Genomic DNA, 12,871 nt, shown 5'->3' on the forward strand with positions numbered 1-12,871 from the left:
ATGTTAAATAAAAATAAGAAAAATATAGGGTTAAAAAAGGGAAACGTATAAAGACGTTGAATATTTTTCTTATAAATAGTAAAGTTGCGATTGTTGTTCCATATATTGAGTTGTATGGTATAAATAAAGAAGGAGGTGCCAAAGAATGAACAGCAATGAAATATATGTTAGTCTTGACATCGGTACATCCAATGTTAAAGTCATCATTGGTGAAATGGTTAATGACAGCTTAAACATAATAGGTGTTGGAAATGTAAAGTCAAATGGTTTAAAGAAGGGATCGATAGTCGATATAGATGAGACTGTTCGATCAATTAAAAAAGCAATTGAACAAGCTGAGCGCATGGTGGGAATCCACATTGAGCAAGTTGTAGTAGGTGTCAATGCAAACCAGGTACAGCTACTTCCTTGTCACGGAGTAGTCGCTGTTTCAAATGAAGATCGTGAAATCGGAAATGAAGATGTCTTACGCGTTCTAGATGCAGCACAAGTTGTGTCAATTGCTCCTGAACGTGAATTTATTGATGTGGTACCTCGACAGTTCATTGTAGACGGTCTTGACGAGATTAACGATCCACGCGGGATGATCGGTGTAAGATTAGAAATGGAAGGTACACTTATTACAGGCTCGAGAACTTTACTACATAACCTACTTCGTTGTGTAGAAAAAGCAGGTCTTGAAATTGTTGATATTTGTCTTCAACCTTTAGCGGCTGCAACAGTTGCTATATCTTCAGATGAAAAAAATAGAGGAGTGGCCCTTGTTGATATTGGGGGAGGCTCAACAACTTTATCTATTTTTAAAGATGGAGAGTTACAAGCAACGAGCGTATTGCCATTAGGTGGAGACCATATAACGAAGGATATTGCGATTGGGTTGAAAACTTCGACAGAAAATGCAGATCAAATTAAGTTGAAATATGGACATGCTTTTTATGATACAGCATCTGAAGAAGAAATGTTTACAGTTCCTATTATGGGAAGTGATCAAACAGAACAGTATTCACAATTGGAATTATCGGATATTATCGAGGCTCGTGTAGAGGAAATTTTAATGTTTGTTCAAGATGAAGTGCGTAAGTTAGGAATAAAGCAAGTTGCTTCTGGCTATGTACTAACTGGCGGAATTGCTTCTATGCCAGGTGTTCTTGATCTTGCATATGATATCTTACATGAAAATGTTCGTATAGCAACTCCTGATTATATTGGTGTGCGTGAGCCACAATATACAATTGGAGTTGGTTTAATTAAACACTCATATCAAAAAGCTAAATTACGTGGAAAAAACGTGCAGGAAAAGCAAGAGCATTTTGAACCAGTACCAGCACCAATGCCGGTACAACAGCAACCTGCGAAACAAAAAACTCGTAATCAAAACAATAATAATCAAAATGATGACCGTATGATGTCAAAAGTAAAACGTGTATTCCGTTATTTATGGGATTAAAATTGGACACGAAAAATGAGGTTCTAGGGGGATTTCGACATGTTAGAGTTTGATACTACTCAAGATCAATTAGCGAATATAAAAGTTATCGGTGTCGGCGGTGGCGGAAACAATGCTGTAAACCGTATGATCGAACACGGTGTACAAGGTGTAGACTTTATCGCTGTGAATACTGATGCACAAGCATTAAATCTATCAAAAGCTGAAACGAAAATGCAAATTGGTGGAAAATTAACGCGTGGACTTGGTGCGGGCGCAAACCCTGAAGTAGGGAAAAAAGCGGCAGAAGAAAGTAAAGAACAGATCCAAGAAGCACTTCGTGGTGCAGATATGGTATTCGTAACTGCTGGTATGGGTGGCGGTACTGGAACTGGTGCAGCTCCAGTTGTTGCTCAAGTTGCAAAAGAATTAGGTGCGTTAACAGTTGGTGTGGTAACACGTCCATTTACATTTGAAGGACGTAAGCGTGCAACACAAGCTGCATCTGGTATTGCGGCATTTAAAGAAAATGTAGATACACTTATTGTAATTCCAAACGATCGCTTATTAGAGATTGTTGATAAAAATACACCGATGTTAGAAGCATTCCGTGAAGCTGATAACGTATTACGTCAAGGTGTTCAAGGTATTTCTGATTTAATTGCTACACCGGGTCTTATTAACTTAGACTTTGCAGACGTAAAGACAATTATGTCTAATAGAGGTTCTGCTTTAATGGGTATCGGTTCTGGTAATGGGGAAAATCGTGCTGCTGAAGCTGCGAAAAAAGCGATTTCTAGTCCATTATTAGAAACATCTATTGATGGAGCTCAAGGTGTTATTATGAACATTACGGGTGGAGCTAACTTAAGCTTATACGAAGTGCAAGAAGCGGCAGATATTGTAGCTTCAGCTTCAGATCCAGAAGTAAATATGATTTTCGGTTCTGTAATTAATGAAGGATTAAAAGATGATATCGTTGTCACTGTAATTGCAACTGGTTTTGATGATAGCGCTGCGACTCAGCCACCAAAACCAATTATCCGTCCGACTGCGAATCATACACAACAACCAGTAGCTCAACCTTCAAAACAACGTGAAGTAAAACGTGAAATGAAACGTGAAGAGCCGGCTGTACAGGAACGTCATTCAGATTCAGATGATATCGATATTCCAGCATTTTTACGTAACCGTCGTAGACGATAAGGAAAGGAGCTTTCATGCTCCTTTTTTTTGTTGTCTAAATGGAAGAGATCTGCTAAGCAGGTCTTTTTTTATTTTTTGATGGAGAGCTTAATATTTTGAGATGTAGGTTGTGAAAAGTAGTTAATAACGTTCTGTACATATAGTTCACCTAATATGTATATAAATAAGAAATTCATATTATTCTATGAAAAATAAACTTTTATTTTTTACCGACAGATTATGTCTAGAAATCACAAAATAACAAAAAAACCCCTCCGCAAATTGACACACTTTCCTATTGGATATGCATTATACTAGTCTCAACTTAAAAAAAGAGGTGAATTGTTTGGTTGTTTACGCCGACGTCGTTTGGTTGTTAAACGCCTGCATTGATTTTCTTTTACTTTTATTAACGGCTACCGTGTTAAAAAAGAGGATCAAAAGATGGAGGCTCGTGTTAGGGGCATTTATAGGTTCAACCATTGTTATTTTCGCCTTTACTCCTTTTGCTTCTATGATGACACATCCAATTATGAAACTGCTATACTCGTTACTTATTGTGTATGCAGCATTTGGGTTTTCGACGTTTAGGAATTATACACAAACTGTTTTTACTTTTTACTTTGTAACCTTTATGGTTGGCGGAGGGTTAATGGGAACTCATTTCTTTTTGCAAACGAATGAAATGGTAAATGGATTAGTTCAATCTCAATCAATTTCTTACGGTGATCCAATTAGTTGGTTGTTTGTTATTTTCGGTTTTCCTGTGATTTACTATTTTTCTAAAAAGCGTATTGAAAGCGTAGAAATCACGAAAATACACTATGACCAAATTGTGAAAGTGAAAATTCAATTAGCTGGAGAGGAACTAGAACTAGCAGGGCTCATTGATAGTGGGAACCAACTTTACGACCCGTTAACAAAAACACCCGTTATGATAATGCATATTTCATCATTAGAACATTGTTTGCCAGATTGGTTAACAGAACAAATTTATTCCAAAACAGAAATTCCTCAAATACCAGAAAATGATTCTGGATGGGCGACAAAATTGCGTTTAATTCCTTTCCGAGCAGTGGGGGTAGAGAATCAATTTTTATGGGCAATTAAGCCAGATAATGTGCAAGTTTATCATGAAGGCAGTTCTATTGTTGTAAACAAAGTATTGATAGGATTAAATACACAACAATTGTCTACCAATGGAGAGTATCAATGTATTGTACATCCAAAAATGTTGATTTCGCAAAAGATGGTAATCGCTTAATTATGGGAGGCGGGATAATATGATGAAATTTAAATTTTATTTAGTATACCTTTGGTATAAAGTATTGCTGAAATTAGGAATTAAGACCGATGAAATTTATTACATAGGTGGAAGTGAAGCGTTGCCACCGCCGTTAACGAAAGAAGAAGAGGAAGTTCTTTTGAATAAATTGCCAAAAGGGGATCAGGCAGCAAGGTCATTACTTATTGAACGTAATTTACGGCTTGTTGTATATATAGCAAGAAAGTTTGAAAATACAGGGATAAATATTGAGGACTTGATTAGTATAGGAACAATTGGACTAATTAAAGCAGTAAATACATTTAATCCAGAAAAGAAAATAAAATTAGCAACATATGCATCTCGTTGTATAGAAAATGAGATATTAATGCATTTGCGTCGAAATAATAAAAACCGTTCGGAAGTTTCTTTTGACGAACCACTTAACATTGATTGGGATGGGAATGAACTGTTGTTATCAGATGTTTTAGGTACTGATGATGATATTATTACAAAAGATCTGGAAGCTACTGTAGATCGTCATCTTCTAATGAAGGCATTGCATCAATTAAATGATCGTGAAAAACAAATTATGGAGCTTCGGTTTGGGCTAGCTGGTGGAGAAGAAAAGACACAAAAAGATGTGGCTGATATGCTTGGGATATCACAGTCCTATATTTCTCGCTTAGAAAAAAGAATTATAAAAAGGTTACGAAAAGAATTTAATAAAATGGTGTGAAGAATAAGACCAGTCGGTATCTAGACTGGTCTTATTCTCTTTTGGTGCGTTAGGAAATGCAATATTCGTGAAAAATGATAGGAAAACTACATGCATAAAATCTCCTTCAAAGGAAATACTTTACACTGTACAGCAACTCCCGATAGGAGGGAACACTTTGACGAGAAACAAAGTAGAAATTTGCGGTGTTGACACAGCTAAACTTCCAGTACTAAAAAATGAAGAGATGCGTAAATTATTTCGTGAAATGCAAAGTGGAGAGATAAGCGCAAGAGAGAAATTAGTGAATGGAAACTTACGTCTTGTACTGAGCGTCATCCAAAGATTTAATAACAGAGGAGAATATGTTGATGATTTATTTCAAGTTGGCTGTATTGGACTTATGAAATCCATTGATAACTTTGATTTAGGTCAAAATGTAAAATTTTCAACGTATGCTGTGCCGATGATTATCGGAGAAATACGCAGATATTTGCGTGATAACAATCCGATTCGCGTATCTCGCTCATTACGAGATATTGCGTATAAAGCATTGCAAGTAAGAGAGAAATTAATTGCTGAAAACTCGAAAGAACCAACAGCAATGGATATTGCGAAAGTTCTTGAAGTGACACATGAAGAGATTGTTTTTGCACTAGATGCCATTCAAGACCCGGTTTCATTATTCGAACCGATTTATAATGACGGAGGAGATCCGATTTTTGTTATGGATCAGTTAAGTGATGAAAAACAAAAGGACGAGCAGTGGGTTGAAGAATTAGCGTTGAAAGAAGGGATGAAGCGTTTAAATGATCGTGAGAAAATGATTATTCGAAAACGTTTTTTCCAAGGAAAGACACAGATGGAAGTTGCCGAAGAAATTGGGATTTCTCAAGCACAAGTATCACGTTTGGAGAAGTCTGCTATTAAGCAAATGAATAAGACGATTCAAGGATAAGGTTCTCACCAGTTATGGTGAGGCCTTTTTATATGTCATATAGTTTTCATAGTAGGGAGAACGTGTTCATATAATGAAAATAGTATGGGTCTTAGCATGTTACTTCCTGTGATTATGAGAAACTTTGGTGTGTGTATTTCCAATTCGCCATATAAGGGAGAGGATGAAATTGATACAAATTTCGGAGTTACAGATGAAGGATGTTATAAATATTTCAGATGGAAAAAGACTTGGAAATATTGGAGATGTTGAAATTGATATGAACACAGGAAAGGTTCAGGCTATTATTATTTCTAAACAGGCACGTATGCTAGGGATGTTTGGGAAAGACGTAGAGATTGTAATTCCTTGGAAAGAAATTGTGAAAATTGGGGAAGATGTCATACTTGTTAGAGTAAATCCTGTTAATTCTGTAACAGAACCAATACAAACACCGACAATTTCATAAAGAATATTACAAATTCCTCTTTTTTTTCTGTTGGCATTATGAAAAAATAAAAGTATGGTAAAATAGACAGGAAGTACCATGCTTTTTTATGTTATTTTAATTAAAAGGGGCCGCTTTGTTATGAGAGAACCATTTAAATATGTGGACGGTATACTGTATTTACAAGCGTGGAAAGAACTTGGAAACATTACTGTTGGATTTACAACAAAAGATGGTGGGGTAAGTACGGGCTCCTTTCATGCGATGAATTTAGGATTACATGTGAATGATATCGTGGAGAACGTTCATGAAAACAGACGCATTTTAGCAAATAAGTTACAAAAACCATTAGAGAACTGGATTTGCTCTGAACAAGTTCATGATCACCGTGTTGAAAAAGTAGGACAACAGGAAAAAGGAAGAGGCGTCTATTCATATGAGGACGGCATTTCAAAAACAGATGGCATTTATACGAGTGATAAAGAGGTTCTTTTAACGTCTTGTTACGCGGATTGTGTTCCGCTCTATTTTTATGCGCCATCACATGGTATGATAGGACTTGCGCATGCTGGCTGGAAAGGGACTGTAAAAGAGATTGCAAAGGAAATGATTCAACAATGGAATACAGAAGGGATTTCAAGTGATGAAATTCATGTTGCAATCGGACCGGCAATCGGGTCTTGTTGTTATGTTGTTGATGATCGAGTGTTAACAGCAGCACAGCAAGTAGTAAAGGGTTCTGTTCCTTATGAAAAAGTTTCTGATGGGCAGTACGCAATTAATTTAAAAGAAATTAATCGTATATTATGTGTACAAGCAGGCATAAAAGAAGAGCATATTGTAATGTCATCTCTTTGTACAAACTGTGAAGAACAACTATTTTTCTCTCATCGCCGCGATCAGGGGAAGACAGGAAGAATGTTGAGTTTCATAGGTTTTAAGGAGGAAGGAAACAAGTGACAGTACAAGAAAACTTAGCAATTGTAAATGAAGCTATTAAAGAATCGTGTGCACGAGCTGGACGTTCGTTGCAGGATATTAAACTTGTTGCAGTTACAAAAACTGTAGGTATTGAAAAAACAAACGAAGTAATTGAAGCCGGAATTGTCGATTTAGGTGAAAATAGAAATGAAGGTTTTTTACAGAAATATGAGCAATTTGATTCAAAAGTAAAGTGGCATTTTATTGGATCATTACAAACGAGAAAAGTAAAAGAAATTATAAATCAGATTGATTATTTACATTCGTTAGATCGCCTTTCACTTGCAAAGGAAATTCAAAAACGTGCTGAAAAGAAAGTTAAATGCTTTATTCAAGTAAAAACATCATCTGAAGAATCCAAGCAAGGATTGGCAAAAGAAGAAACTGTTTCTTTTATTCAAAGTTTGCAAGAATTTGATAAGATTGAAGTGATCGGTCTAATGACAATGGCTCCGTTTACAGCGGAAGAAGAAGAAATCAGACGTTGTTTTAAGGACTTGCGTATTCTACAAACAGAAGTACAGGAGCTAGAATTATTACATGCGCCATGTAAAGAATTATCAATGGGGATGTCCAATGATTACATGATTGCAATTGAAGAAGGTGCTACATATATTCGTTTGGGGACGATTTTAGTAGGGAAAGCGTAAAAGAAAGGAGAATCTTATTATGAGTTGGTCGAAAGTAAAATACTTCTTTTTTGATACACCGGAAGAAAAAGAAGCAGCTCAATATAGTTATGAAAAGGAGCAAACAGACATGAAAAAGCAGCAAGATCCGCCAGAACAACAAGATGTTACGTTTGCGAAAGCACAACCGAAACAAAATGTTGTGAGCATCGAAACAGCAAAGCAACCTTCAAAAGTTGTTTTATTAGAACCGCGCACATATTCTGAAGCACAAGGGATTGCGGATCATTTAAAAGGTAGACGAGCTGTTGTGATTAATTTGCAAAGAATGTCTACTGATCAAGCAGTACGTATCGTTGACTTTTTAAGTGGCACTGTATACGCTATAGGCGGGGACATTCAAAAAATAGGACCGAAAACATTTATGTGTACGCCTGAAAATGTAGACATTGTTGGTGCAATTTCAGAGTTATTCGGTGAAGAAGAAGAAACAAATATAAAGAGGTGGTAATACGCCATGGTAACAGTTTTAAACGTTTTACTTTCTGCTATCGAGATTTACTCGTGGGCACTTATTATTTACATTCTCCTATCATGGTTTCCTGGTGCAAAGGAATCAACTTTTGGAGATTTTCTTGCACGTATTTGTGAACCGTATTTAGAACCATTTCGCAGATTTATTCCGCCGCTTGGTATGATTGATATTTCTCCACTCGTTGCGATTTTTGCGCTAAAACTTGCTAAAATTGGTCTAGTAAGTTTATTCAACTATTTCTTATAGTAAGAGGTTAAATACATGAGCATCTACGAGCATTTCAGGCCTGATGAAGAGGTCTTTGTGGATAAAGTGTTAGAGTGGAAGCGAACGGCGGAGTACCATCAAGTGAAATTAACAGATTTCCTTGATCCAAGGCAGCAACAAATTGTTTCTATGGTAATAGGGCAGGGTGATGTTGCTGTGCGATTTGATGGTGCAACGCCTCACGCGGAGCGTAGAAGAGCAATCATTTATCCAGACTATCTAGAATTAAATGAAGAAGAATTTCAAGTAGAAGTATTAGAAATTGACTATCCTTCCAAGTTTTATACGCTAGAACATAGGCAAATATTAGGTACATTTATGTCACTTGGTTTAACGAGAGAAAAATGTGGTGATATTTTGCTTCAAGAAAATCGTGCCCAAATTGTAGTTGCAAAAGAAATCGTATCGTATATTGAGATGAACTTACAATCAATAGGGAAAGTAAAAGTCTCCTTATCATCAGTGCAAGGAGAACAAATTCTACAGATTAATGAAACGTGGGGAGAGAAATCTGGAACGGTTTCTTCACTTCGTTTAGATGTTATGTTAGCTGAAATGTTACATCTATCCAGACAGAAAATACAGCCTTTAATAAAAAATGGTTTAGTAAAAGTCAATTGGAAAACCGTAGAACAAACTTCTTATGAATGTTATCCAGGAGATGTTTTTTCGGTGAGAGGATATGGACGAAGTAAATTATTTTCTGTAGAAGGTAGAACAAAACGCGACAAATGGAGAATTTTGTATGGTATACTAAAATGATTGGTTTTTTAGAAGGAAATCCTCCTATTTTGTCGAAGAAAAGATATAATTGAAAGAGGAAATTTAGATAATTACTTGGAGGTGGCGTTGTGCCGTTAACACCATTAGATATTCATAACAAAGAATTTGGTCGCGGATTCCGTGGCTATGATGAAGATCAAGTAAATGAGTTTCTTGATCAAATTATCAAAGATTATGAATTAGTCATTCGTGAGAAAAAAGCTTTAGAAGAAAAAGTTGCGCAATTAGAAGGAAAGTTAGATCATTTCTCTAATATTGAAGATACGTTAAACAAATCTATCGTTGTTGCACAAGAAGCAGCGGAAGAAGTAAAACGTAATGCGCAAAAAGAAGCGAAATTAATTGTACGTGAAGCTGAAAAGAATGCAGATCGTATCATTAACGAAGCTTTAGTAAAATCAAGAAAAGTTGCTTTTGATATTGAAGAGTTAAAAAAACAAGCAAAAGTATTCCGTACACGTTTCCGTATGTTATTAGAAACACAGCTTGAAATGCTAAATAACGATGATTGGGACAAACTAATTGAGTTAGAAGACGAAGTGGACGAGCTGTTGAAAAAAGAAGAAACAGTGTAAGCTTGACGTTTTTCTCATTATTACATATAATTTTAAAACAACATATTTATTAAGAAAAACGAAGATAGGGATAAGTACCTTTTCAAACCTTATATAGCGAACTGAGGATAGTGTAAGCTCAGGATAAGGAGATATGGGAATATCACCCTGGAGTTCCGCGCTGAACAAACCGAGTAAGCGTAGGCGTATATTCGCGTTAAGAATATAAAGAGGATCTTATACATACGTATATGGTCTACTAGGGTGGTACCGCGGGAGACTTTCTCGTCCCTTTTTGGGATGAGAAGGTCTCTTTTTTATTCCGTTTTTTAAGTATTTCTTTTATACATGTAAGGAGGAATTTAGCATGGAGTACAAAAATACATTACTGATGCCAAAAACAGAGTTCCCAATGCGTGGGAATTTACCAAAACGTGAGCCTGCAATGCAAGAAAAATGGGCTGAAATGAATATTTATGAAAAAGTGCAAGAGCATACAAAAGGTCGTCCTTTATTTGTATTGCATGATGGACCTCCATATGCGAATGGTGACATTCATATGGGACATGCATTAAATAAAGTATTGAAAGACTTTATTGTTCGCTATAAATCAATGACTGGTTTCAATGCACCATATGTACCAGGCTGGGATACGCACGGTTTACCAATTGAACAAGCTTTAACAAATAAAGGCGTAAAACGTAAAGAAATGACAGTTGCTGAGTTCCGTAAGTTATGTGCAGAATATGCATATGAACAAGTAGAACGTCAACGTGAACAATTTAAGCGTCTAGGTGTACGCGCAGATTGGGATAATCCATATATTACTTTAGAGCCAGCTTATGAAGCACAACAAATTAAAGTGTTTGGTGATATGGCGAAAAAAGGTTATATCTATAAAGGACAAAAACCAGTTTACTGGTCTCCAACGAGTGAATCAGCTTTAGCTGAAGCTGAAATTGAATACCAAGATAAAAAATCAGCATCTATTTACGTAGCATTCCCTGTAAAAGACGGAAAAAACGTATTAGAAGGTGATGAGAAATTTATCATTTGGACAACAACACCTTGGACGTTACCAGCGAACTTAGGTATTTCTGTTCACCCAGAACTTGAATACAGCATCGTGAAAGTGAATAATGAAAAATATATTATTGCTTCTGAACTATTTGAGACAGTTGCAAAAACGTTAGAGTGGGAAAACACTGAAGTTGTGAAAACGGTAAAAGGTAGCGAACTTGAGTATACAGTTGCAAAGCATCCATTCTACGATCGTGATTCATTAGTTATGCTAGGAGATCACGTAACAACAGATGCAGGTACAGGTTGTGTTCATACAGCACCAGGACACGGGGAAGATGACTTCATTGTTGGTAAAAAGTATGGATTAGAAGTACTTTGCCCAGTTGATGATAAAGGTGTATTAACAGAGGAAGCACCTGGATTTGAAGGCTTATTCTATGATAAAGCTAACAAGCCAATTACAGAAAAATTAGAAGAAGTAGGCGCGTTACTGAAACTAACATTCATTACGCATTCATATCCACATGATTGGAGAACGAAAAAACCTATTATTTTCCGTGCGACAGCACAGTGGTTTGCATCTATTGAAGCATTCCGTAAAGAGTTATTAGAAGCTGTTGCGGAAACAAAATGGGTACCAGCATGGGGCGAAACTCGTCTTCATAACATGGTTCGTGACCGTGGTGACTGGTGTATTTCTCGTCAGCGTGCATGGGGTGTGCCAATTCCTGTATTCTATGCTGAGAATGGTGATCCAATTATTACGGATGAAACAATTAACCACGTAGCAGATTTATTCCGTGAACACGGTTCTAACGTATGGTTCGAGCGTGAAGCGAAAGATCTATTACCAGAAGGATTTACACATCCAGGTAGCCCAAATGGTGAATTCCGTAAAGAAACAGACATCATGGATGTATGGTTTGATTCAGGTTCTTCTCACCAAGCAGTATTAGAAGAGCGCGATGACTTACAACGTCCAGCTGATTTATATTTAGAAGGATCTGACCAATATCGTGGTTGGTTTAACTCTTCATTATCAACAGCAGTTGCTGTAACAGGTAAAGCACCATACAAAGGCGTACTAAGCCATGGTTTCGTATTAGATGGTGAAGGACGTAAAATGAGTAAGTCGATTGGAAACATCGTCGTACCGAAGAAAATTATGGATCAATTAGGCGGAGACATTTTACGCTTATGGGTATCTTCTGTTGACTATCAATCTGATGTACGTATTTCAGATGATATTTTAAAACAAGTAGCAGAAGTATATCGTAAAATCCGTAACACATTCCGTTTCTTATTAGGAAACTTAGATGACTTTAAGCCAGGTGAAAATACTGTGGCGGTAGCTGAACTTCGTGAAGTAGATCGTTATATGCTAGTGAAATTAAATGACTTAATTACAAAAGTAAAAGAAGCATATGAAACATATGACTTTGCTGCTGTGTATCATGCAATTCACAACTTCTGTACAATCGATTTAAGTTCATTCTACTTAGACTTTGCAAAAGACATTTTATACATTGAAGGTGCAAACCACGAAGATCGCCGCGCGATTCAAACTGTATTATATGATGTTCTTGTTGCGTTAACGAAACTTGTAACACCAATCTTACCGCATACAGCAGATGAAGTATGGCCATACATCCCAGGTGTAACAGAAGAAAGTGTACAATTAACTGATATGCCAGAAGCTGCAGAAATAGATGGTGCGGAAGCATTAAAAACAAAATGGGATGCATTTATGACACTACGTGATGACGTATTAAAAGCGTTAGAAGTAGCACGTAATGAAAAAGTAATTGGTAAGTCATTAAATGCAAGCATTACGCTATATCCGACTGTAGAAATGAAGGCTATGTTAGAGTCTATTAGCGAAGACTTAAAGCAATTATTCATCGTTTCTGAGTATAAACTTGGTGGTATGATGGAAGAAGCTCCAGCAGATGCGCCGAAGTATGAACATACAGCGGTTGTTGTTGCTCAAGCAACTGGTGAAACATGTGAACGTTGTTGGGTAGTTTCAGAAACAATTGGTAAGGATGCTGAACATGAAACATTGTGTGAGCGTTGTGCAACAGTTGTTAAAGAAAACTATGTAAAATAATAAAAAAACTG

At 36.5% G+C, this 12,871-nt stretch carries 13 protein-coding genes and 1 other annotated feature; all 13 genes read left to right on the forward strand.

Annotation, left to right across the window (positions count from 1 at the left end):
• Positions 1-145: 145 nt before the first annotated feature.
• Complete coding sequence (ftsA, locus tag COI75_RS12965) at positions 146-1,447, forward strand: cell division protein FtsA (protein WP_001087545.1); 1,302 nt, start codon at positions 146-148, stop codon at positions 1,445-1,447.
• A gap of 39 nt (positions 1,448-1,486) precedes the next feature.
• Positions 1,487-2,632 carry a cell division protein FtsZ gene (ftsZ, locus tag COI75_RS12970; protein WP_000888979.1) on the forward strand — a complete coding sequence of 382 codons (1,146 nt, stop codon included), beginning with the start codon at positions 1,487-1,489 and terminating at the stop codon, positions 2,630-2,632.
• 325 nt (positions 2,633-2,957) lie between these two features.
• The gene (gene spoIIGA, locus COI75_RS12975) at positions 2,958-3,875 is read left to right on the forward strand and encodes a sigma-E processing peptidase SpoIIGA (protein ID WP_002095380.1); all 918 of its coding nucleotides are present in this window, start codon (positions 2,958-2,960) and stop codon (positions 3,873-3,875) included.
• 19 nt (positions 3,876-3,894) lie between these two features.
• Complete coding sequence (gene sigE, locus COI75_RS12980; protein ID WP_000975305.1) at positions 3,895-4,614, forward strand: RNA polymerase sporulation sigma factor SigE; 720 nt, start codon at positions 3,895-3,897, stop codon at positions 4,612-4,614.
• A 157-nt stretch (positions 4,615-4,771) separates the two neighbouring features.
• Positions 4,772-5,551 (forward strand): RNA polymerase sporulation sigma factor SigG, encoded by a 780-nt coding sequence (sigG, locus tag COI75_RS12985; RefSeq protein WP_000197755.1) that lies wholly within the window; start codon positions 4,772-4,774, stop codon positions 5,549-5,551.
• 163 nt (positions 5,552-5,714) lie between these two features.
• Positions 5,715-5,999, forward strand: coding sequence for a YlmC/YmxH family sporulation protein (locus COI75_RS12990; protein WP_033657070.1), 285 nt, complete (start codon positions 5,715-5,717; stop codon positions 5,997-5,999).
• 120 nt (positions 6,000-6,119) lie between these two features.
• Positions 6,120-6,938 carry a peptidoglycan editing factor PgeF gene (gene pgeF, locus COI75_RS12995; RefSeq protein ID WP_033657988.1) on the forward strand — a complete coding sequence of 273 codons (819 nt, stop codon included), beginning with the start codon at positions 6,120-6,122 and terminating at the stop codon, positions 6,936-6,938.
• Positions 6,935-7,609, forward strand: coding sequence for a YggS family pyridoxal phosphate-dependent enzyme (locus COI75_RS13000; protein WP_000217998.1), 675 nt, complete (start codon positions 6,935-6,937; stop codon positions 7,607-7,609). The genes pgeF and COI75_RS13000 overlap by 4 nt, the downstream gene beginning before the upstream one ends.
• Before the next feature lie 19 nt (positions 7,610-7,628).
• Complete coding sequence (locus COI75_RS13005) at positions 7,629-8,099, forward strand: cell division protein SepF (RefSeq protein ID WP_000119133.1); 471 nt, start codon at positions 7,629-7,631, stop codon at positions 8,097-8,099.
• 6 nt (positions 8,100-8,105) lie between these two features.
• On the forward strand, positions 8,106-8,369 hold the full coding sequence (locus COI75_RS13010) for a YggT family protein (protein WP_000259083.1): 264 nt from the start codon (positions 8,106-8,108) through the stop codon (positions 8,367-8,369).
• 15 nt (positions 8,370-8,384) lie between these two features.
• Positions 8,385-9,152, forward strand: coding sequence for an RNA-binding protein (locus COI75_RS13015; RefSeq protein WP_000029715.1), 768 nt, complete (start codon positions 8,385-8,387; stop codon positions 9,150-9,152).
• An 89-nt stretch (positions 9,153-9,241) separates the two neighbouring features.
• Positions 9,242-9,748, forward strand: a complete 507-nt coding sequence (gene divIVA / locus COI75_RS13020) for a septum site-determining protein DivIVA (protein WP_001131611.1) — start codon at positions 9,242-9,244, stop codon at positions 9,746-9,748.
• A 52-nt stretch (positions 9,749-9,800) separates the two neighbouring features.
• Positions 9,801-10,023, forward strand: a binding site (T-box leader).
• Positions 10,024-10,094: 71 nt separating this feature from the next.
• Entirely contained in the window at positions 10,095-12,860 is a 2,766-nt protein-coding gene (gene ileS2, locus COI75_RS13025) for an isoleucine--tRNA ligase (RefSeq protein WP_000455937.1), read from the forward strand.
• Positions 12,861-12,871: the final 11 nt, after the last annotated feature.

Origin of the sequence: Bacillus cereus, from assembly GCF_002564555.1 — a bacterium.
Lineage (GTDB): Bacteria > Bacillota > Bacilli > Bacillales > Bacillaceae_G > Bacillus_A > Bacillus_A cereus_K.

Excerpts from the sequence above, each read along its gene's own strand:
- ftsA (WP_001087545.1), top strand. The coding sequence starts at position 146 with ATGAACAGCAATGAAATATATGTTAGTCTTGACATCGGTACATCCAAT.
- ftsZ (WP_000888979.1), top strand. The coding sequence starts at position 1,487 with ATGTTAGAGTTTGATACTACTCAAGATCAATTAGCGAATATAAAAGTT.
- sigE (WP_000975305.1), top strand. The coding sequence starts at position 3,895 with ATGATGAAATTTAAATTTTATTTAGTATACCTTTGGTATAAAGTATTG.
- COI75_RS12990 (WP_033657070.1), top strand. The coding sequence starts at position 5,715 with ATGAAATTGATACAAATTTCGGAGTTACAGATGAAGGATGTTATAAAT.
- pgeF (WP_033657988.1), top strand. The coding sequence starts at position 6,120 with ATGAGAGAACCATTTAAATATGTGGACGGTATACTGTATTTACAAGCG.
- COI75_RS13005 (WP_000119133.1), top strand. The coding sequence starts at position 7,629 with ATGAGTTGGTCGAAAGTAAAATACTTCTTTTTTGATACACCGGAAGAA.
- COI75_RS13010 (WP_000259083.1), top strand. The coding sequence starts at position 8,106 with ATGGTAACAGTTTTAAACGTTTTACTTTCTGCTATCGAGATTTACTCG.
- COI75_RS13015 (WP_000029715.1), top strand. The coding sequence starts at position 8,385 with ATGAGCATCTACGAGCATTTCAGGCCTGATGAAGAGGTCTTTGTGGAT.
- ileS2 (WP_000455937.1), top strand. The coding sequence starts at position 10,095 with ATGGAGTACAAAAATACATTACTGATGCCAAAAACAGAGTTCCCAATG.